This is a genomic window from Cyanobium sp. Candia 9D4 (assembly GCF_024346155.1).
Classification (GTDB): Bacteria; Cyanobacteriota; Cyanobacteriia; order PCC-6307; family Cyanobiaceae; genus Cyanobium; species Cyanobium minutissimum.
In genome coordinates this window covers 619,605-640,900 of the sequence record NZ_JAGQCK010000001.1, presented here as the reverse complement: position 1 = coordinate 640,900, position 21,296 = coordinate 619,605, and the positions used below count along the sequence as shown (strand labels likewise).

The 21,296-nt window shown below is 68.6% G+C and carries 18 protein-coding genes; 3 read left to right on the top strand and 15 right to left on the bottom strand.

Features of this window, described 5'->3' with window-relative positions:
• The first annotated feature begins 299 nt into the window (after positions 1-299).
• Entirely contained in the window at positions 300-3,515 is a 3,216-nt protein-coding gene (locus KBZ08_RS03175) for a chemotaxis protein CheB (protein ID WP_254971288.1), read from the top strand.
• Here the strand turns inward: KBZ08_RS03175 and KBZ08_RS03170 are convergent.
• From KBZ08_RS03170 to glpX, 7 genes are all read right to left on the bottom strand, one after another.
• A complete protein-coding gene (locus tag KBZ08_RS03170) occupies positions 3,506-3,943 on the bottom strand; it encodes a hypothetical protein (RefSeq protein ID WP_106219966.1) in 438 nt (145 codons plus the stop codon). The genes KBZ08_RS03175 and KBZ08_RS03170 overlap by 10 nt on opposite strands.
• Positions 3,930-4,484, bottom strand: coding sequence for a CIA30 family protein (locus KBZ08_RS03165; protein ID WP_106219965.1), 555 nt, complete (start codon positions 4,482-4,484; stop codon positions 3,930-3,932). The genes KBZ08_RS03170 and KBZ08_RS03165 overlap by 14 nt, the downstream gene beginning before the upstream one ends.
• A 7-nt stretch (positions 4,485-4,491) precedes the next feature.
• A complete protein-coding gene (gene pgl / locus KBZ08_RS03160; RefSeq protein WP_254971285.1) occupies positions 4,492-5,223 on the bottom strand; it encodes a 6-phosphogluconolactonase in 732 nt (243 codons plus the stop codon).
• Entirely contained in the window at positions 5,220-6,638 is a 1,419-nt protein-coding gene (gene gndA, locus KBZ08_RS03155) for an NADP-dependent phosphogluconate dehydrogenase (RefSeq protein ID WP_254971284.1), read from the bottom strand. The genes pgl and gndA overlap by 4 nt, the downstream gene beginning before the upstream one ends.
• Positions 6,639-6,750: 112 nt before the next feature.
• Positions 6,751-8,046 (bottom strand): glucose-1-phosphate adenylyltransferase, encoded by a 1,296-nt coding sequence (locus KBZ08_RS03150; protein WP_106219962.1) that lies wholly within the window; start codon positions 8,044-8,046, stop codon positions 6,751-6,753.
• A gap of 147 nt (positions 8,047-8,193) precedes the next feature.
• Positions 8,194-9,504, bottom strand: a complete 1,311-nt coding sequence (locus KBZ08_RS03145) for a glutamyl-tRNA reductase (RefSeq protein ID WP_106219961.1) — start codon at positions 9,502-9,504, stop codon at positions 8,194-8,196.
• A gap of 34 nt (positions 9,505-9,538) precedes the next feature.
• Positions 9,539-10,543, bottom strand: coding sequence for a class II fructose-bisphosphatase (gene glpX, locus KBZ08_RS03140; protein WP_106219960.1), 1,005 nt, complete (start codon positions 10,541-10,543; stop codon positions 9,539-9,541).
• Positions 10,544-10,747: 204 nt separating this feature from the next.
• Between glpX and rpe the strand changes: the two genes are divergently transcribed.
• Positions 10,748-11,431 (top strand): ribulose-phosphate 3-epimerase, encoded by a 684-nt coding sequence (gene rpe, locus KBZ08_RS03135; protein ID WP_106219959.1) that lies wholly within the window; start codon positions 10,748-10,750, stop codon positions 11,429-11,431.
• Positions 11,432-11,514: 83 nt separating this feature from the next.
• Here the strand turns inward: rpe and ccsB are convergent, their stop codons facing one another.
• The 7 genes from ccsB to KBZ08_RS03100 form a co-directional block, all read right to left on the bottom strand.
• Positions 11,515-12,426 (bottom strand): c-type cytochrome biogenesis protein CcsB, encoded by a 912-nt coding sequence (gene ccsB / locus KBZ08_RS03130; protein ID WP_043326237.1) that lies wholly within the window; start codon positions 12,424-12,426, stop codon positions 11,515-11,517.
• A 55-nt stretch (positions 12,427-12,481) separates the two neighbouring features.
• Positions 12,482-13,642, bottom strand: coding sequence for an LptF/LptG family permease (locus KBZ08_RS03125; protein ID WP_181280028.1), 1,161 nt, complete (start codon positions 13,640-13,642; stop codon positions 12,482-12,484).
• A gap of 56 nt (positions 13,643-13,698) precedes the next feature.
• On the bottom strand, positions 13,699-14,427 hold the full coding sequence (gene lptB, locus KBZ08_RS03120) for an LPS export ABC transporter ATP-binding protein (RefSeq protein ID WP_106219957.1): 729 nt from the start codon (positions 14,425-14,427) through the stop codon (positions 13,699-13,701).
• Positions 14,424-14,912, bottom strand: a complete 489-nt coding sequence (locus KBZ08_RS03115; protein WP_254971280.1) for an LptA/OstA family protein — start codon at positions 14,910-14,912, stop codon at positions 14,424-14,426. The genes lptB and KBZ08_RS03115 overlap by 4 nt, the downstream gene beginning before the upstream one ends.
• Before the next feature lie 29 nt (positions 14,913-14,941).
• The gene (locus KBZ08_RS03110; protein WP_106219955.1) at positions 14,942-15,358 is read right to left on the bottom strand and encodes a DUF309 domain-containing protein; all 417 of its coding nucleotides are present in this window, start codon (positions 15,356-15,358) and stop codon (positions 14,942-14,944) included.
• Positions 15,355-17,163 carry a translational GTPase TypA gene (gene typA / locus KBZ08_RS03105; RefSeq protein WP_254971278.1) on the bottom strand — a complete coding sequence of 603 codons (1,809 nt, stop codon included), beginning with the start codon at positions 17,161-17,163 and terminating at the stop codon, positions 15,355-15,357. The genes KBZ08_RS03110 and typA overlap by 4 nt, the downstream gene beginning before the upstream one ends.
• 335 nt (positions 17,164-17,498) lie before the next feature.
• Positions 17,499-18,212, bottom strand: coding sequence for a D-alanyl-D-alanine carboxypeptidase family protein (locus tag KBZ08_RS03100; protein WP_106219953.1), 714 nt, complete (start codon positions 18,210-18,212; stop codon positions 17,499-17,501).
• A gap of 200 nt (positions 18,213-18,412) precedes the next feature.
• On the opposite strand from KBZ08_RS03100, the gene chlP reads away from it, so the two are divergent.
• Positions 18,413-19,816, top strand: coding sequence for a geranylgeranyl reductase (gene chlP / locus KBZ08_RS03095; RefSeq protein WP_254971277.1), 1,404 nt, complete (start codon positions 18,413-18,415; stop codon positions 19,814-19,816).
• 25 nt (positions 19,817-19,841) lie between these two features.
• Here chlP and KBZ08_RS03090 read toward each other — a convergent pair whose 3' ends face one another.
• Positions 19,842-21,149 (bottom strand): hemolysin family protein, encoded by a 1,308-nt coding sequence (locus tag KBZ08_RS03090; protein ID WP_254971275.1) that lies wholly within the window; start codon positions 21,147-21,149, stop codon positions 19,842-19,844.
• Between the last annotated feature and the right edge of the window lie 147 nt (positions 21,150-21,296).

Genomic DNA, 21,296 nt, shown 5'->3' with positions numbered 1-21,296 from the left:
AGAGGGCCAAAGGCCTGAGAAATAACGCGATGTGCCAGCACGCACGAATGGCATTTCATGATGGTTCGTTGCTGGAAAGCTCACCGACGCCCCCGCTGCGGAGGCCCGGACATCCTGACGGCCGGCGCCGGGGCCTGCCGTCCCAATCCAGCCGATTCGCGGCATCGCTCGATGATGGCCTGGCGGGGTTCACCGGTTTAGATTGAAGGCGAACGTTCCATGTCCGGGGGTTGATGGAAGAATCCAATGACGCGGAATCTTCCCCGGCATCATCCACGCCCCCCGATGCCGATCCCGGCATGCATCTGGTGGGGATCGGAGCCTCGGCCGGTGGCCTGGAGGCCCTGCAGGCGCTGCTGGGCAGCCTCACCCCGGGTGGCAACGTGGCCTATGTGGTGGCCCAGCACCTCTCCCCCGACCACGGCAGCCTGATGGTCGAGCTGCTGGCGCGGGTCACCGAGCTGCAGGTGGTCAAGGCGGTCGACGGGGCCACGCTGCTGCCGGACACGGTCAGCGTCTGCCCCCCCAACCACGACATCAGCGTCTCGGGAAACCGGCTCCGGCTGGTGGCGCCCGAGCCCCGCTTCGGCCCCAGCCCCAGCATCGACCGTCTGTTCGAATCAATCGCCGACCACTGGAACGGCCACGGGGCCGCCGTGGTGCTCTCGGGCACCGGCTCCGACGGCGCCCGCGGCCTGCGGGCCGTGCGGGCCGCCGGTGGCCTCACCATCGCCCAGACCCCCGAAAGCGCCCGGTTCGCGGCCATGCCCACCGCCGCCGTCGCCATGGGTGGGGCCGACCTGATCCTCGAGCCGGCCGCCATCGGCCGCCATCTCACGGACCTGATGAGCTCCGATGGCGACTGGGTCGAGCTGAACGTCCCCGATCCCCGGGGCCTCAACGTCTCCAGTGCCCTGGAGCTGCTGCAGCACAACAGCGGCATCGACTTCAGCCAGTACAAGGAGTCCACCCTGCAGCGACAGCTGGCGCGGCGGATGGCGATCCGCCAGATCGAGAGCATGGACGAGTACCTGCAGGTGCTCTCGGCCGACAGCAAGGAGGCCTCGGCCCTGGTCCACAACCTGCTGGTCACCGTCACCTCCTTCTTCCGCGACCCGGAGTCGTTCGCGGCCCTCGGTGAGCTCCTGCGGGCCTACGTGGCCCAGCGCATCCGCAGGGATCGCCTGCGGGTGTGGGTGCCCGGCTGTGCCACCGGGGAGGAGGTCTATTCCCTGGGCATGCTCATCAGCGAGGTGCTCGGCCACCCCCAGGACCTGACCCATCACCTCAAGATCTTCGGCACTGACCTCGACGAGGAGAGCCTGGCCGTGGCACGCCGGGCCACCTATCCCGCCGCCTCCAGCCTGGCCATTCCGGAGTCGTTGCGGGAACGGTTCGTGGTGCCGTGCAACGGTGAGGTCCAGATCAGTGAAGACCTGCGCAACTGCGTGGTCTTCGCCCGTCACAACGTGGCGGTCGATCCCCCCTTCCCGCGCCTGGATCTGATCTCCAACCGCAACACCCTCATCTACTTCACCCAGCCCCTGCAGGATCGGGTCCTGGCGCAGTTCCGGTTCGGCCTGCTGCCCGCGGGCCTGCTGTTCCTCGGCCGTACGGAGTCGCTGGGCCACAGGACCGAGGGTTTCGAGGTGGCCAACGCCGACCACCGCATCTTCCATCGCACCGCTGAGCCCCAGTCCGCCCGCTACTCCACGGTCGCCCAGCCGTCCCAGCGGCCAACGATGCTGTTCAACCCGATCGGTCGGATCTCGATCCTGCGGGAGACCGTGGTCGAGGAGCATGTGGCCACCCTCGAAGCGTTGGTCCGCAGCACCTCACCCCCCTGCGTGATCCTCGATGAGAACCACGGACTGGTGGAGGTGATCGGGGATGTCAGTCCCTTCTGCCGGCTTCCGGAAGGGCGGATCTCGACCGCCGCCACCTCCTTCCTGCTGGAGGATCTGCAGGCCGAAGCCCGCGCCCTGCTGCTGATCGTGCGGGCCGACGGCCAGCCGGCCCGCAGCCGCCTGCTGCATCTGCCTGACTTCGCCATCCACCTGCGGCTGGAGGCCCGACCGCTCCAGGTCAACGACCGGATCCTGACCCTGCTGAGCTTCCTGCGGGAACCGCCGGACGGCGCCGAACCGGCCGCCGCGGATACGACGCTGATCCGCGACCCGAACTTCGACCAGCAGATCGCCCGGCTGGAAAAGGAGCTGCTCACCAGCCACGACACCCTGCGCCGCTCCCTGGCGGACCTGGAGGAGGCCAACGAGGAACTGGAGGCCTCGGCCGAGGAACTGCAGGCCTCGTCGGAGGAACTGCAGTCCTCCAATGAGGAGCTGGAATCCTCCAACGAGGAGCTGCAGGCCACCAACGAGGAACTGGCCACCCTCAACCAGGAACTGCGGGCCAGGAGCACGGAGCTGCAGCTGCTCAGCACCGATCTGGAGAACATCCAGAACTCCCTGAACCAGGGCATGGTCATCGTCGACCGGGAGCTGTGCATCACCCGGTTCACGCCCCTGGCGGTGCGGGTGTTCGCCCTGGTGAACGACGATATCGGCCAGCCCCTGCTGGGCGTGCCCACCACGGTGCCGCTGCCGGGTCTGCGGAAGGCCCTCACAGAGGTCGTTGGCGGTGCTCCGCGGCGCAACATTGAGGCGGTCAGCGAGGACATCGCCTACCTGGCCCAGGTGCTGCCCTACCAGGAGCAGGAGGGTCAGCGGCTCGGGGCCATCATCACCCTCACCGACGTGTCGGAGCTGCTGGCCCTGCGCCGGGCCGCCGAGACCTCCCTCGATTCCTTCTCCAGCCTCACCGATGCCCTCGAGGAAGCGGTCTGGAAGCGGGACGCCAGCCTGGGCCGGCTGCTCTATGCCAGCCAGCGCATCCTGCCCCTGACGGGCTGGAGCCCGGCCGAGCTGTTCGCCGATCCCCGGCTGCTCGACGACGCGATCCTGGCGGAGGACCGCGATCGGGTCTGGGCCAGCCGGGACCCGGCCCGGGGGGGCTGGTCGGTGCAGTACCGCATCATCCGCCGGGACGGCGAGCAGCGCTGGGTGACGGAGAACGCCAAGGTGCTCACCGAGGAGATGGATCGCTATGTGGTCGGCACCCTCTCCGACATCACCCAGCAGCGCCAGGCCCAGGAGCATGGCCGCGATCTCTCGGTGCTGTTCGAGACGCTGATCCGTAGCCCCAGCTTCTCGGTGGCGGTGTTCGACAGCAGCCAGCGGGTGGTACTGGTCAACGCCAGCCTGTGCCACAGGATCGGCTTCGAGCGCGACAGCCTGGTGGGGTCACCGGCCTCCCTGTTCTGCCAGCTGCCGGAGGCGGCCACGGCTCCTGTTGGCACCGACGCGCCCGCCGATGGGCCGCTGTTCGTCAGTGACGCCTTTCCCCTGCGCCATCGGGATGGCCGCACGCTGGTGGCCACGGCCGAACTCTGGCCGCTCCCCTCAACGATGGGAACCGGCTCGCTGCTGATGGTGCTGCCGACGCCTCAACCCTGATCGGGCCGCAACAGGGCCCGCAGGCGTCGCGCCAAGGCCTCCAGCGGCTCACCCTGGGGCGGACAGCTGCAGCGCAGGCCCGTGGCCCCATCCATCCATACCGGATGGCTGCCCTGCCAGAGCAGGGGGTGGTCCTCCCCCTGCCGCCAGGCCAGGGTGAGGTTGAGCTCCGTACCGCTGCGGTAGATCTCCAGCTCCAGATCCTCCGCAGGCACCCGTTCGCCCTCGGGGGTGCGGGCCTCCAGCCGCAGGCAGAGATCGAGGCTGTCCACCCCCTCCTCCTCCGCCCCCGGGCCGGCCCCGATGGCACCCGGGTCTGGGTTGACCACCGCGTGGCGCAGGGGTTTGCGGCAGAGGTCGGCCGCCGCCGCCACCAGCTGGCACAGATCGGTGTTGGCGCTGCCGATGGAGGACTCAGGCGACGGCATCGATCGCCATCACCTCCAGGCTGAGCGGGCCGGCCCGGAAGCCCGGATTGGCGGAGCCGTCGTCGCCGAACTTCGAATGCAGGATCTGCAACCGGGTGATGCGGGCCGGATCGAAGCGCAGGGGGAGGCCCAGGGGCAGCGCCTCGATCGGCCTGGCCCGGATCGAGGCCCGCAGCTGGGCGAAGGGGATCCGCACCCGGCAGGGTCCCTCGGCCTCGGTGGCGAAGTTCGCCACCCAGCGCACACCGCCGGGAATCATCTCGGTAAGACCCGCCACCCCATCGGCGCAGGCCACCGCCAGCTTGTAGTGACGGCCGTCGCCCTGCAGCTCCAGCTCGAAGGCGGCCTGAGCAGAGAGATCAAGGGGAGGGGAAAAGATGGGCGAGCGGCAGCTGACGAAGCCGCCGCCCTGCTCCACCACCTCCGCCTCCAGCCGCAGGCCCCGGCTGCTGACCGTGCACAGGCCCGAGCTGCGGCCCCCCATGACGGTGTCGTTGAGGGCATGCCAGCCGCTGAAGCCATCGCCGCGGATCACCTGCATGACGGCCTCAGGTGCCGGGGAGATCGGCGGCGGCGGCGGCGTCCGCCAGGATCACCACCACGCCCGCGGGCCGCACCAGCCGGGCGGGGGTGCGCTCGGCGGGCTCACTCGGGTCGAGCAGCCGGGCGAGCGCCTGGCGCTTGCCGGCGCCACTGACCAGGAAGATCACCCGGCGGGCGGCCGAGAGCACCGGTGCGGTGAGGGTGATGCGGGGCAGGCCCTTGCCCTCGCCGATGGTGACCGGTCGGTCGCTGACGCCGGGGGCCGCCGTGCCCGGGAACAGGGAGGCGGTGTGGCCGTCGTCGCCGAGGCCCAGCAGCAGCACATCGAAGCGGGGCAGCGCACCGGGGCAGAGCACCGCCAGCTCGGAGGCGTAGGCCTCGGCGCTGGCCTGCGGGGTGGGACGGTCGGTGGGCACCGGATGGAAGCGGGCGCGGCTGGCCTGGGGGTGGGCCAGCAAGGTTTCCCGCAGCATGCGGGCATTGCTGGAGGGGTCGTCGGCCGGCACCCAGCGCTCATCCCCCAGCAGCACATCGACCCGCTCCCAGGGCAGGTGTTCCTCCGCCAGCCGGGCGTAGGCCGCCCGGGGCGTTTCGCCGCCGGCCAGGGCAATCTGGGCCCGATCCCGCTCCGCCAGAGCCAGATCAATGCCGGAGGCGATCTGCTCGGCCGTCTTGCGGGCCAGGTCGTCCGGGCTGGTGGCGACGATCAGCTGGTAGCGGGTGCTGGGTTCGGTCAAACGAGCCACTCGGTATGGAACGCGCCGGGGCGGTCCGTGCGCTCATAAGTATGGGAGCCGAAGCAGTCGCGCATGGCCTGCACCAGGTTCTGGGGCAGGCGGCCGGTGCGGTAGCTGTCGATGTAGTCGAGGGTGCTGCTGAGGCAGGGCACGGGGATGCCCGCCAGGGCCGCCCCCGCCACCACCTGGCGCAGGCCGGCCAGGCGCTGGTTGACCTGGGTGGCGAACCAGGGATCGAGCATCAGGTTGGGCAGGGACGGATTGGCGCCGTAGGCGTCCTGGATCCGCTGCAGCAGCCGGGCCCGGATGATGCAGCCCCCCTTCCAGATCTGGCCGATGGCCGAGAAATCGAGGTTGTAGTCGTGGAGCTTGGAGGCCTCCTGCAGCAGGGCCATCCCCTGGCCGTAGCTGGCGATGCAGGCCAGGATGCAGGCGTCCCGCAGCGGCGCCATGCCGGTGGCGGGCTCCCCGAGGGAGAAGCTGTGGGGGGCGGGGCCGTGCAGCACCGCTTCGGCCGCGATCCGCTCGCTGCGCAGGGAGCTCAGCACCCGGGCATTGAGGGCGGCGTAGATGGTGGGCACGGGCACCCCCATCTCCAGGGCACTGACCACGGTCCACAGGCCGGTGCCCTTCTGGCCGGCGGCATCGACGATCAGCTCCACCAGATCACCGCCGCTCTCGGGATCCTTGGTGCGCAGGCACACCTCGGTGATCTCCACCAGGAAGGAGGCGAGCTCCTCGGTCTGGTTCCAGCCCCCCAGCACATCGGCCATGGCATCGCCGTCCATCCCGGCGATGCGCTTCATCAGATCGTAGGCCTCGGCCAGGATCTGCTCGATGCCGTACTCGATGCCGTTGTGGACGGTCTTGACGAAGTGGCCGGCGCCACCGGGGCCGATGTAGGTGACGCAGGGGCCGTCCTCCACCTGGGCGGCCATCTTCGTGACCAGGCTTTCGATGGCGTCGTAGGCCGCCTTGGTGCCGCCGGGCATCATGCTCGGCCCCTCCAGGGCCCCCTTGGCGCCGCCCGAGACGCCCATGCCGATGTAGCCGAAACTCTTGCTCTCCAGCTCCTTGACCCGCCGTTCGGTGTCGGTGTAGAGGGAGTTGCCGCCGTCGATCAGCAGATCGCCTTCCTCGAGCAGCGGCGAGATGCTGGCGATGGTGGCATCCACCGGATCGCCCGCCTTCACCATCATCAGGATGCGGCGGGGCCGCTCCAGGGCCGCCACGAACTCTTCGAGGCTGGCCGCTCCCACGATGTCCTTGCCGGCGCCGCGTCCGGCCAGGAACTCCTCGGTCTTGGCGTAGGTCCGGTTGTAGACGACGCTTGAGAAACCGTTTCTCTCGGCGTTGAGGACCAGATTCTCACCCATCACGCCGAGGCCGATGAGTCCGAAATGCGCCTTGCCCATAGGAGCGTGGATGTCTTGCTTCATCGCCACTGTGGCCAGCGGTCGGCGGCGCGTCGGTGTCCCGGGGGGGGATGTCAGCAACTGCTGGCCCAGCCCTCCCCCGGCGCGGGCCTCAGATCACGGTGCCGTCGGCGATCGTGCCGTTCTTCACCACCACGACGATGCCGTTGCGGATGTAGAAGTTGAGCTCCGGCCGATCGGCCTCCTCCACCCGGTCCTTGTTGACGATGGTGACGTCGCGGCCGATGCGCACGTTCTTGTCGAGGATCGCCCCCTTCACGGTGGTGCCCCGGCCCACACCGATCGGGGTGCCGCCCCGTTCGCGCAGCACCAGCCGTTCCTCGGAGGATTCGAAGAAGTCGGCCCCCATCAGCAGGGTGTCCTGGAGCACCACCTCGTCCTCGACCCGGGAGCGAACGCCGAGCACGCAGTGGTGGATGCTGCAGGCCTTGAGCAGGGATCCCTCGCCGATGATCGACTGGGTCACCTGGGCGTCCTGCAGCTTGCTGGGGGGCAGGTAGCGGGGCCGGGTGTAGATGGGGAACTTCTCGTCATAGAAGGAGAAGGCCGGATTGGGCTGGTCGGTGAGGGCCAGGTTGGCCTCGTAGAACGCCCCGATCGTGCCGATGTCCTCCCAGTAGTCGTCGAACAGGAAGGTCTGCAGATGGTCCCCCCGGCCGAGGGACGCGGGGATGATCTCCTTGCCGAAATCGGTGGCCTCCGGATGGCTGGCCAGCAGGTCGAACAGGGTGTTGCGGTTGAAGACGTAGATCCCCATCGAGGCCAGGTAGGGCCGCTTGGCGGCCTCCTCGGCGGAGAGGCCCAGGCTCTCGGTGTTGACCCGCATGGCCTCGAGGGCGGCACCCTTCGGCTTCTCGCTGAACTCCAGGATGCGGCCGTCGGAGGAGGTGCGCATCAGGCCGAAGCCCTCCGCCTGGGCCCCATCCACCGGCAGGGCCCCCACCGTCAGTTCGGCGCCGCAGTCGATGTGGTGCTGGACGAACTTGCTGTAGTCCATCCGGTAGAGCTGGTCACCGGAGAGGATCAGGACGTGGTCCACGTCCCACTCCTGGAACAACCACTGGTACTTGCGCACCGCATCGGCCGTGCCTTCGAACCAGCTGGGGCTGTCGGGGGTCTGCTGGGCGGCCAGCACCTCCACGAAGCCCTGGCCGAAACCGGAGGAGAGGTTGTAGCTCATCGTCAGGTGACGGTTGAGCGAGGCGCTGTTGAACTGCGTCAGCACGTAGATCTTGTTGATCTCGGAGTTGATGCAGTTGCTGATGGGAATATCGATCAGTCGGTATTTCCCGGCGAGGGGAACGGCGGGCTTCGCCCGCATCTTGGTGAGGGGGTAGAGACGTGTTCCTGCCCCGCCTCCCAGGATGATGGCCAGAACGCGTTTCATGAGCCCAGTCCTCGGTCCTTGGCTGGCCAGACCGTACTGGAGCGTGGTGACGGGGAGCGCGGCGCTGCGGCTTCTCGGTTCATGTTCCGTTGCAGTGAAAGGTGGGGCTGGAGCCGGTGAAGCGGGGACCCTCCCGTGGGGCGGGGCTCAGGCCTCCGGCGGGTCGTCGTGAAGCTCGAACAGGTCCTGCAGCACCCCCATGGCCGCCCGCCGCTGCTGGCGGGGCTGGGGGGCCCGCAGCCGGGTGACCGGCGTGTGCAGGATCTTGTTGATGATGCCCTTGCTGAGGGCCTCGACCACCTTCCGCTCCCGGGCGGAGAGGTCCGGGCCCATGCGGCTGAGGGCCTTCTGCAGCTCCTGTTCGCGGATGTCCTCCAGCTGCAGGCGCAGGCGGTTGACCAGGGGCACCGCCTCGAGGCCGTCCCACCACTCCAGGAACAGCCTGGCCTCCTCCGCCAGCAGCCCCTCGGCCTCGGCGGCCATCTCCCGGCGGGCCTCCTGGTTGCGGGCGACCACCTCCTGGAGATCGTCGACGTCGAAACTGTCGACACCCTGGAGCTGGGCCGCATCGGCACTGATGTTGCGGGGCACGCCGATGTCGATGAGCATCAGGCTGGAGCGGCGGTTGAGCCCCTCCAGCCGCCGGGCCGTGATGATCGGCTCCTCGGCGCCGGTGCTGGTGAACACCAGCGAGCAGGTGCTCAGGCAGTGGTCGAGGTCGTCCAGGGGACGGCACTGCACCGGCAGGGCGGGGAAATCGGCCGCCAGGGCTTCGGCCCGGGCGACGGTGCGGTTGAGCAGCACCACCCCCCGGCAGCCCTTGGCCTGCAGGTGCTGCAGCAGCAGCCGGGCCATCCGCCCGGCCCCCACCACGGCCACCTGTTCCTGGTCCAGCGGAACCAGTTCATCGGTGCCCCGGGCCTGGCCCACCTTCAGCTGGGCCAGCTCGACCGCGGCCGAGCTGATCGACACCGCCCCGGTGCCCAGGTTGGTTTCCGTGCGCACCCGCTTGCCGGTGCTCACCGCCTGGTTGAGCAGGCGGTTGAGGATCGGGCCCACGGAGCGGTGCTCCTGGCCCAGGCGCACCATCTTCTTCACCTGGGAGAGGATCTGGCCCTCCCCCAGCACCAGGCTGTCGAGGCCGGCGGCCACCCGCAGCAGGTGGCCGACGGCCTCCTCGTGGTGGTAGGTGAACAGGTGGGGACGCAGCTCCTCCACCGCCAGACCGGACTGCTGGCTGAGGAAATCGCCGACGGCGGTGATGCCCTGTTCGGGGTGGCGCAGGAGCGTGTAGATCTCCAGCCGGTTGCAGGTGCTCAGGATCGAGGCCTCGATCACCTGCTCATCCGAGCGGAGCCGCTGGAGGGAATCCTCCATGGTCTGCTCAGGGATGCTGAGGCGCTCGCGGATTTCCACCGGAGCCGTGCGATGGCTCAGACCGACGACGGCGATGTGCATGGAGGCGGGCTCCGAAGTCCGGACTCTGGTGGGATCAGCGCAGGGCGATGCTCTTGGCGCCTTCCTTGATATGCACCGTATCGGTGAAGCGGGCGCTGCGGTCGAGGGTGCTGATGATCAGGCTGCTGGTGCGGGTGCAGTCGGACTCGAACACGACGCCCTTGAACAGCAGGCCCGGGGTGATGCCGCTGCCGGCGAAGACGACGTTCTCGCCGGAGGCCAGCTCCTCGGCCTCATAGACCTTGTCGACGTCGGTGATGCCCATCTCGTTGAGGCGGGCGATGTTGCCCTCCTTGGTGTAGTCGGCCCACTCGCTGGTCTGGGCGACGGCGGGGTCGTACACCAGCTGGCCCTGGAAGTGGCCGCCGAGGGCCCGGAGGGCGGCGGCGGAGATCACCCCTTCGGGAGCGGCGCCGATGCCCATCAGGCAGTGGGTGCCGGTGCCGGCGAAGCCGCAGGCGATGGCGGCCTGGACGTCACCGTCGCTGATCGGCTTGACCCGGGCGCCGGTGGCACGGATCTCGGCGATCAGGTCCTTGTGGCGGGCGCGGTCCATGACCACGATGGTGAGTTCGCTGGGGGCCAGGCCCAGGACCTCGCTGAGGATGGCGATGTTCTCGGTGGCGCTCTTGCGGATGTCCACCTTGCCCTTGGCCGCCGGGGGCGCCGCCAGCTTCTTCATGTAGAAGTCCGGCGCGTAGAACAGGCCGCCCCGGTCGCTGGCGGCGAGCACGGCCATCGAGCCGTCCTGGGCGTTGGCGCAGAGGTTGGTGCCTTCGCAGGGGTCGACGGCGAAGTCGACGCCGGGGCCGGTGCCGCTGCCGACTTCCTCACCGATGTAGAGCATGGGCGCCTCATCCCGCTCCCCCTCGCCGATCACGATCCGGCCCTGCATGGCGATGCTGCCCATGCGGGTGCGCATGGCTTCCACCGCCGCGGCATCGGCTTCGTCCTTCTTGCCGAGCCCGGTCAGGCGGGCGGAGGCGATGGCGGCCTGCTCGACGACTTCGAGCAGTTCCTGGATGAGAGTGCGATCCACAACGGTCCGGCAGGGGGAGGGGCCTCAACGAGGGGCCGGCACGCCGGAGGCGGACCGCAGGCAAAGCGGGGAACGTTCCAGCCGCTGCAAGGCCTCTCGGAATCGAAGCGGGGCCATCGTATCAGCGCGCCCGGGATCCCCCCGGGAGTCCCACGGTGGGCGGCTCCTTACAATCGCTTCACTCTTCCGCTGCGGTGGCCGTCCATGAGCACCAAGCCCCTGGTGATCTCCCCGTCGATCCTCTCGGCCGACTTCTCCCGCCTCGGCGACGACGTCCGGGCCGTCGACGCCGCCGGCGCCGACTGGATCCATGTGGATGTGATGGACGGCCGCTTCGTGCCCAACATCACCATCGGCCCGCTGATCGTCGAAGCCCTGCGCCCCGTCACGACCAAGCCCCTGGACGTGCACCTGATGATCGTCGAGCCCGAGAAATACGTGGCCGATTTCGCCAAGGCCGGCGCTGACATCATCAGCGTCCAGGTGGAGGCCTGCCCCCACCTGCACCGCAACCTCAGCCAGATCAAGGACCTCGGCAAGATGGCCGGTGCGGTGCTCAACCCCAGCACCCCCCTCGACACCCTCGAGTACTGCCTGGAGCTCTGTGATCTGGTGCTGATCATGAGCGTCAACCCCGGGTTCGGCGGCCAGAGCTTCATCCCCTCCCAGGTGGAGAAGATCCGCCAGCTGCGCCGTCTGTGCGACGAACGGGGACTGGATCCCTGGATCGAGGTGGATGGCGGCATCAAGGCCGCCAACGCCTGGCAGGTGATCGAGGCGGGCGCCAACGCCATCGTCAGCGGGTCGGGGGTGTTCAGCCAGGCCGACTACGCCGAGGCCATCACGGGCATCCGCAACAGCCGCCGCCCCGAACCGGCCCTGGTCTGAGGGTCATCAGGCCGCCCGGTACGGGCGGCCTTTTCGTTTTGCTGGGGAGCCCCCGGGGGGGCAACAGCAACCCGTGCGGCCGCTCAGCTGCCCAGGAACCAGCCATAGCTGTGCAGCCCGATGCCCAGCAGGTTGACGCCGATGTAGCAGACGGCGATCACCACCAGGCCCGCCGAGGCCACCAGTGCCGGCCGGCGCCCCTGCCAGCCGCGGATCAGACGGGTGTGCAGGTAGGCGGCGTAGACCAGCCAGCAGATCAGGGCCCAGGTTTCCTTCGGGTCCCAGCTCCACCAGCTGCCCCAGGCCTCATTCGCCCACACCGCCCCGCTCACCAGGCCCACCGAGAGCAGCAGGAAGCCCACCGTGATGGTGCGGTAGCTGAGGCTGTCGAGCTGTTCACTGATGCGGAAGCTGCTGCTGCTGAGCGCCATGGCACCGGGGCCGTCGCTGGCCAGCCGGGCCTGGCGGAAGCCGCCGCTGCCGATCGAGCTGCTGCGCAGCTCCAGATCCTCGTTGCGGTCGACGAAGAGCACCGCCACCGACAGCAGGGAGCCCACCAGCAGGGCCGCATAGCTGACCATGATCACGCTGACGTGCATGACCAGCCAGCTGGAGCGCAGGGCCGGCACCAGGGGCGAGGCCTCCTGGAGGCGATCCGGCAGGGCGAAGCTGGCGAAGGCCACACAGCCCAGACCCATCGGCGTGGCCGCCGCCGCCACCAGCGGGTTGGGCCAGCTGCGCTCCACCAGCAGCTGGGTGAGGGTGCAGGCCCAGGCCAGGAAACAGAGCGACTCGTAGAGGTTGCTGATCGGGAAGTGGCCCGACTCCCACCAGCGCAACACCAGCTGGGCCGTGAGGCAGAGATTGGCCGAGGCCACCAGGATCCTGACCACCGGGTTGCTCTGGCCGCCGCTGACGGACCAGAAGGCGATGGGCAGCACCAGAAGGAGCAGGGCGAAGGCCGCGAGGCCGAGACCGATGACCGGATCGTTCACCAAGGGAGCGGATCGAAACCGATCCACTTTGCCGTGCCGTCCCCCCGGTGGGGCCTCAGCGGCTGGCCTGCCGCAGCAGCCAGAGCCCGCCGGCCAGGCCGATGACCACCGGCAGCCAGGCCGCCAGGAAGGGCATCAGGGTGCCCGTGATCCCCAGGGAGCTGAAGATGAAGGACATCAGGTAGTAGCCGAAGATCAGCAGCACGCTGATGCCGAACCCCTGGCTGCGGCTGGTGCGGGAATTGGGGCGCACCCCCAGGCTGCTGCCGATCAGACCGAACACCAGGCAGATGGCCGGAAAGGCGAACTTCTCCTGGATGCGCACCCGCAGCCGCCGCGCCTCCTTGGTGTTGTTGGCCTCCAGCAGCAGCCGCTCCGCCGTGAGGGCCTGGCCCACCGTCATGGTGCTGGCGTCGGTGGGCAGCTGGGCCACCTCGATCGGGTCCCGGGTGAAGGGGTAGAGGTAACGGTCGAAGCTCGCGGAGGTGGTGGTGCCGCTGGCCACGTCGATGTTGGTGATGCGGCCCTTGTTGAACTCCCACATGCCCTCCTTCTCGTTCCACTTGCCGGTGAGTGCGGTGAGCATCTGCCGGTAGCCGTGGCGGGAGAAGTCGAGCAGGGTGACATCGAGCATGACCCCCTTGCGGAACTGGCGGGCATGGAAGATGTGGGTCAGCCACTTGACTGATTCGCCGTTGGCCAGCTTGACGTCGGTGAAGCGGGAATAGAGGGCGTTGTCGCTCTGCTCGGTGGCGATGGCCTTGCCGAGGGCCCGCTCCAGGCTGTTGGTGGCCGCCAGATTCGCCCGCGGCACGATCGCGTCGTTGAACACGAAGGTCAGCAGGGTCATCACCAGGGCCAGGGCCATGGCCGGCAGCACCATGCGGCGGGTGCTCACGCCCACGCTGCGCAGGGCGGTCAGTTCGCTGCTCCCCGAGAGGCGGCTGTAGGCCAGCAGGGTGGCCATCAGGGTGGCCATCGGGAAGGAGAGGACCAGGAAGGAGGGCAGGCGCAGCAGCAGCACCTGGATGGCCGCCATCACCGGCAGCCCCGACTCGGCCACCCGGCGCACCAGCTCGAACACCGCCCCCACCGACAGGGACACGGCGGTGAAGGCGGCGATGCCGAACAGCAACGGGCCCAGCAGTTCCTGCAGCAGCCAGCGGTCGAGCAGGGGCAGATCCCGCCAGCGGGGGACCCGCTTCCAGTCACGCAGCCGCTCGCCGCCCGGCAGCTGCAGCCAGGTGGGGCGCTTCTCCAGCAGGGCCCCCTTCAAAGCTGGAAGCCCTCGCCGAGGTAGTGACGCCGCACCAGGGGATCGTTGGCCACGGTATGGGAGGCACCGGAGGCAAGGATCCTGCCATCGGCCAGGATGTAGGCCCGGTCGGTGATCGCCAGGGTCTCCCGGACGTTGTGATCGGTGATCAGCACGCCCATGCCACGGCCGCGCAGGCTGTCGATCAGGGCCTGGAGATCGGCGACGGCCATGGGATCCACCCCCGCGAAGGGTTCGTCCAGCAGCAGGTAGCGGGGGCCCTGGTCCCCCACCGCCAGGGCCCGGGCCACCTCGCAGCGGCGCCGCTCCCCTCCGGAGAGCTGGTAGCCACGGCGGTTCTGGAAGCCGCTCAGGTGGAAGTCCTCGATCAGCACCTCCAGACGTCGACGGCGTCCGGCGGGCTCCGAGCCGCTTTCCTGCAGGGCGAGCATCAGGTTGTCGCGGACGCTGAGCTGGCGGAACACGCTCGCCTCCTGGGGCAGATAACCGATGCCCAGACGGGCACGGCGGGGCATGGGCAGGTGGGCCACCGACTGCCCATCCAGCAGCACCTCACCGCAGTCGGGCCGCAGCAGGCCGGTGATCAGGTTGAACGTGGTGGTCTTGCCGGCCCCGTTCGGCCCCAGCAGCCCCACCACCTCCCCTGGGTGGAGATCCAGGCTCACGTCGGTCACCAGGGGGCGGCCGGCGAGGGTGATGGCCACCCTCTCCAGAACCAGGCTCACGGCTTGGGGGGAGCAGGCTTGGCTGCGTCAGGCTTGGAGGTGCCCTGCTGCTGCAGGCGGAACTTGCTGAAGACCTGCTTGCCGGCCGGCGGTTCCGCCAGCATGCGCTCGCTGTCGAGCTGGTAGACCAGCCGCTCCGCCCGCAGGCGCTGGCCATCGGTGTCGATCACATCGACGTCGCCGGTGAGCACCAGGCGCCCCTCGTTGCTGAAGTACTGGGCCTGGCGCGAGGTGGCCGTCATGCCGCGATCGGCATAGACGATGCGCACGTTGCCCGTGGCGGTGACGATGCCGTTCTGGTTGTCGGCCTGCTGCACATCGGACTCGATCGTGACCATGCCGGTGGCGGGCGCCTTCGGGCGCGGCGCCTGGGCCGTGGCGGCCGGCGCCTGGGCCGCGACGGGGCGGGACGGGAGCACCAGCAGGGCGGCGCCCACGCACCCCGCGGCGAGCACGAACAGCAGTGGGCGGGGGGGCAGGGTCAAGGTGGAAATCGTGGAGGCCTTGAGTGTGCTCAATGTACCGGCGCCGTGCCCGTTCCCCGCGCCAGTTCCAGGCGCGGCAGGGGCAGACCGGTGAGGTCGGCCTGCTGCTGCAGGGCCTCCAGCCGCTGGGCGGCCCGGAGCCGGACCGGCCCGAGGGCCAGGCCCAGGGCTTCGTCGCCGCAGCCCCGCAGGCGGCCCAGCCCCTCACCCATCAGCACCGTGGCACCGCGGCGGTTGTCGCGTTCCAGGTGCAGCTCGGCCACGGCGATCTGGAGCAGACCCTGGAGCACGGGCCGCATCGGCCCCTGGGTCTCGTGCCAGAGCTCCTCGAAGCCGTCGTGGCAGGCGTACCACGCGGCCGCATTGAAGTGCTCGACGGCCTGCCGCAGGCGGGGGTCGGCCTGCAGCAGGGTTTCCTCATCGGCGGATGGGGCGCCGGGACTCAACGCTTGGCGGGCTTCTTCACCGGCATCTTGCGCAGCCGGATCGATTCGGGGGTGACCTCCAGCATCTCGTCGGGGCCGATGTACTCCAGGGCCCGCTCCAGGGTCATCTGAATCGGTGACTGGAGGGTGTCGAGCACCTCGGCACCGGCCGAGCGAATGTTGGTGACCTGCTTGGCCTTGCAGACGTTGAGTTCGAGGTCGGGCGGACGGTTGTGCTCGCCGACGATCATCCCCTTGTAGACCTTGGTGCCGGGGGTGATGAAGAACTGGCCCCGGTCCTCGGCACCCTTGAGGGCGTAGAAGGTGGCGGTGCCCTCCTCGAAGGCGATCAGCACGCCGTTGCGACGGGCGTCGAAGTCGCCCTGCATGGGGCGGTAATCGAGGAAGGAGTGGCTCATGATCCCCTCGCCGCGGGTGGCGCGGATGAACTCGCCCCGGAAGCCGATCAGGCCGCGGGAGGGCACCACGAACTCCAGCTGGGTGCGGCCGTCGCTGGTGGCTTCCATGTTCTGCATCTCGCCCTTGCGGATGCCGAGCTTCTCGATGCAGCTGCCGACGGCCTCCTCGGGCACGTCCATGACCAGGGTTTCGAACGGCTCGTGGGGGGTGCCGTCGATGGTGCGGAAGATCACCTGGGGCTGGGACACCTGGAACTCGAAGCCCTCGCGACGCATCGTCTCGATCAGGATGCCGAGGTGCAGCTCACCACGGCCGCAGACCGAGAAGCGGTCGGGGGAGTCGGTGTCCTCGACCCGCAGGGCCACGTTGGTGAGCAGCTCCCGCTGCAGGCGGTCGCGCAGCTGGCGGCTGGTGACGAACTTGCCTTCCTTGCCGGCGAAGGGGGAGTCGTTGACGACGAAGGTCATCTGCAGGGTGGGTTCGTCCACCTTGATCAGCGGCAGGGCCTCGGGGTGGTCGGGGCAGGCGATGGTCTCGCCGATGTTGACCTCGTCGAAGCCGGCGACGGCCACCAGATCACCCGCCCGGGCTTCCGGGATCTCGACCCGCTGCAGCCCCTGGAAGCCGAGCAGCTTGCTGATCCGGCCGCGCTTGATGCTGCCGTCGTCGCGGATCAGGGCGACGTTCTGGCCGCCGGTGATCGTGCCGTTGTGGACCCGGCCGATCATGATCCGACCCAGGAAATCGGAGTAGTCGAGGGTGGTGACCTGCAGCTGCAGGGGCTTGGCGGGATCCCCCACCGGCGGCGGCACATGCCGCAGGATGGCGTCGAAGAGCGGCTTCATGTTGTCGCTCTCGGTGGCCATGTCGGGCTTGGCGTAACCGCCCATGCCGCTGCCGAAGAGATAGGTGAAATCACACTGGTCGTCGTCGGCGCCGAGCTCGATGAACAGATCGAGCACCTTGTCGACCGCCTGTTCCGGATCGACGCGGGCCCGGTCGATCTTGTTGACGAACACGATCGGCCGCAGACCTTTCTCCAGCGCCTTCTTGAGAACGAAGCGCGTCTGGGGCATGGGCCCCTCATTGGCGTCCACGATCAGCAGACAGCCATCCACCATGCCCAGCACCCGCTCCACCTCACCGCCGAAATCGGAGTGACCAGGGGTGTCGACGATGTTGATGCGGATGCCGTTGTAATCGACGGCGGTGTTCTTGGAGAGAATCGTGATCCCCCGCTCCCGTTCCAGGTCGTTGGAATCCATCACACAGGTGGGCACCGCTTCACCTTCGCGGAAAATGCCGGACTGCTCGAGCAGGGCATCCACCAGGGTGGTCTTGCCGTGGTCGACGTGGGCAATGATCGCGATATTGCGTATCGGGGCGCCTTTGATGTCGCCGCTCATGGGAATGTCGTCCTGCGAAGGTGTGGGAAGGGGATCGTCGGAATCGAATCGACGGTGGTCGTCTCCAGGGAAACGGGGCGTTGATGGCGAAACGAAAAAGACATGTCGCTGCCAACGTGGCGTTCAGCTGGGCGTTGAACTGGACGGGACAGGGTGTCCGTGGCCCAGAAGTGGCCCTGAACAGGGACCGACCAGCGCTCTGACGCTTCGTCAGGGTTTTTTGGGAAACCCTGCCGCGCCGGCCCGGTGGGACATGTGGCGAACGTTGAAGCGGATCTTGATCCTACTCCCACCCCCTCCTTGGAGCCCGGCGACGGGTCCCCGAACCCATCGGCTCAGCGGGCCAGACGCTGGGCCGGCTCGAACATCTCCAGGGCTTCGGTGGAACCTTCAAAGCGCCAGTGCCAGGGTTCGTAGCTCACGCCCTGGGGGTTGCCCCTGGGGAAGGAACGCACGAAGTGGAAGCGGGCCGCGTGGCGATCGAGCCATCGGTAGGCCTCGGTGGTCTCGAAACTCTCCATCAGATTGGTGGAGGGCAGGCGACCGTCCCCCAGATCCACGGCGAAGCCGGTGCTGTGCTCGGAGAAGCCGGGCGGCGCACTGACCCGGGCCCGGTCGGCGGAGGTCTGGTTGCGCTCGGCCTTGACATCGAAGAACAGCTGCTTCTGCAGCTCGACGCTGCGCCAGGCGCTGAGCACCGTCAGCACCACACCGTCGGCATCGGCAGCGGCCCGCATGGCCTCGAGGGCACGGGCCGCCTCCGGCCGCAGGCGCAATCCGGGGGCGATGGCCACCAGCTCGGCGGGGTCGGCTTCGGGATAGGGAAAGTGGCCGAGGAGCCGGCCATCCGGCCCCAGACGGGCCGACAGTCCCGGCACGGGGGTGGGGGTGATCCAGGAGCGCAGGGGGCCGATCAGCAGCAGCACGCTGCCGCCGGCCAGCAGGGCACCGCTGAGCACCACCTGGGCGATCCGCCTGGGAACGGAGGCCGGCCGGCGCGGAGGGGGCGTGGAGCGCCGGGCCAGCGGGATGTCGTCACCAAGGGGCATCAGCGGCTGGCGGCGGCGGCTGGCCTCAGCGGCCGGCCAGCAGCGACGGGCCTCGGCGGAGCGTGGGCGGGCATTCCCTCAGCCGCGAGCGACCCTCGATCTTAGGTGGGAGCTCATTTCAGTCGATTCCATACCGGGCAGTCACCGGTTCAGCAGTGTTAGCTTCCCCCCCACATCCCAATGGCGGAGCAGGTTTCAAGATGTTGCGAGTGGCAGTCGTGGGCGGCGGCCCCAGCGGTTCCTGTGCTGCGGAAGTTCTCGCCAAGGCCGGCATCGAGACCTGGCTGTTCGAGCGCAAGCTCGACAACGCCAAACCGTGCGGTGGAGCGATTCCCCTGTGCATGGTGGAGGAATTCGATCTGCCGGAATCGATCATCGACCGCAAGGTGCGGAACATGCGGATGATCTCCCCCTCCAACCGGGAGGTGGACATCCATCTGGAGAACAGCAACGAATACATCGGCATGTGTCGCCGGGAGGTGCTCGACGGATTCCTGCGCAACCGGGCCGCCGAACTCGGCGCCCACCTGGTCAACGGCCTGGTGCAGAGCATCGACACCGGCAGCCAGCGCCAGGGTCCCTACACCCTCCACTACGCCGATTACTCCTCCGGCGGCCCCACCGGTGAGCTGAAGACCCTCGAGGTGGATCTGATCGTCGGCGCCGATGGGGCCAACAGCCGGGTGGCCAAGGCCATGGATGCCGGCGACTACAACGTCGCGATCGCCTTCCAGGAGCGGATCCGGCTGCCGGCCGAGGAGATGGCCTACTACGAGGATCTCGCGGAGATGTACGTCGGCACCGACGTGTCGCCCGATTTCTATGCCTGGGTCTTCCCCAAGTACGACCACGTGGCGGTGGGCACCGGCACCATGCAGGCCAACCAGTCCCTGATCAAGGGGCTCCAGAAGGGCATCCGTGAGCGGGCCAGCCGCCGTCTGCTGCGGGGTGAGGTGATCAAGGTGGAAGCCCACCCCATCCCCGAGCATCCCCGCCCCCGGCGGGTGGTGGGCCGCATGGCCCTGGTGGGCGATGCCGCCGGCTACGTCACCAAGAGCTCCGGCGAAGGCATCTACTTCGCCGCCAAGAGCGGCCGCATGTGCGCCGAGGAGATCGTCGCCGCCAGCGCCTCCGGCAGCCGCATCCCCACCGAGAAGGATCTCAAGGTCTACATCCGCAAGTGGGACCGCAAGTACGGCGCCACCTACAAGGTGCTGGAACTGCTCCAGAACATCTTCTACAGCAACGATGCCGCCCGTGAGGCGTTCGTCGAGATGTGCGACGACAAGGACGTGCAGCGCCTCACCTTCGACAGCTACCTCTACAAGCGGGTGGTGGCGATGAATCCCTGGCAGCAGATCAAGCTCACGGTGCTCACCCTGGGGGCGGTGCTGCGGGGCCAGGCCCTGGCTCCCGCCGGCTACAAGCCGGTGCCCAGCGCCGTGCGCTCGGTGGAGGAGGCCGAAGCGATCCTGGCGGCCGCCGAGCCCCGCTCGGCGATGAAGCCGGCCGGCGTCCACGCCGCGACCCCCCCCACCGACCCGGATGCCGGCACGGATCCCGATGCCGGCTCCAAAAAGGAGCCGGTGCTGGTGGTCAAGTGAGGATCGCGGTGTGAAGCTCGCCTGATCAGGGCAGTTCCGGGGCCGGGTCGAGGCGGCTGACCAGCAGCTTGTCGACCCGGTTGCCGTCCATGTCGACGACTTCGATCCGCAGCCCTTCCCACGTGAAGACATCCCCCGCCCTGGGGATGTGTTCGAGCACGTGCATCACAAAGCCGCCCAGGGTCTGATAGCCGCCCCGGAGTTCCTCCGCCAGAGGCCGTCGGTCCACCAGATCCTCGAAGTCGGCGATGTCGAGGGCCCCGTCGAGCAGCCAGGACCCATCCTGGCGGACGATGACCATCGGGTCATCCTTGTCCGTGGCCGAGGAGAGGTCGCCGACGATCGCCTCCATCACGTCATTCAGGGTCACCAGCCCTTCGATGCCCCCGAATTCGTCGGTCACCAGGGCAATGTGGATGCCGGAGCTCTTGAACTGCTCGATCAGCTTCAGGGCCCGGGTGCTCTCCCCCACGTAGAGCGGGGCCTGGACCAGGGTCTCCACCGGGCCGGGGGCCGCGGTGAGCCGGGCCGCCAGAACGGCCCGGCCGCGCACCACCCCCACGCAGGCATCGAGGCTGCCGCGGGCCACCGGGAACAGGGAATGGTTGCCTTCGATCACCTGCTGCAGATGGGTCTCGGGGGAATCGGAGAGATCAAGCCAGCGGATATCGGTGCGGGGGGTCATGATCGCCCTGACGGGGCGGTCGGCCAGCCGGAACACCCGCTCGACCATGGCGTGTTCGGCCGCCTCGAACAGGCCGGACTCCGTTCCTCTGCGCAGCAGGGTCCTGATCTCATCTTCGGTGATCTCCGGTTCGCCCCCCTCGCCGATGCCGATCAGGCTGAGCAGGCGATCGGTGGAGGAGCCGAGCAGATGGGCCAGGGGGGCCATCCAGCGCGACAGGCTCCGCATGGCGGGGGCCACCAGGCAGGCGATGCGCTCCGGGTCATGCAGAGCGATGCGCTTGGGCACCAGCTCCCCCAGCACCAGGGACAGGAAGGTGATCAGCGTGACCACCAGTCCGAGGGACAGGGGATCGGCCCAGGCCCGCAGCGGGGGTACGGCCTCCAGCAGCGGCCGCAGGCCCTCGGCCACCCGTGAGCCGCCCAGGGCACCACTCAGAATGCCGATCAATGTGATGCCGATCTGCACCGTCGAGAGAAAATCGTTGGGGGATCGGATTAGTTTCAGAGCCACTTCCGCCTTGTGGTCTCCGGCCTCCGCCTGGTGCTCAAGGCGCAATCTCCGAGCCGACATCATGGCCAATTCCGAACCCGAAAAAATCCCGTTGACCAGAATCAGGAGAACAATCAGAACACCGTCGAACAGCATCGGCAATTTCAGTGATGGCCCCTCGGCCAGCGGTCGGAGCGAACAGACAAGTTAGGGGACGCCCGCTGAAGGTCCCTGCCAGGAGACCCTGCTCCGAAATTCTGGGAGGCCTCCGATCCAGGCGATTCCCCACCCACAACGATGCCG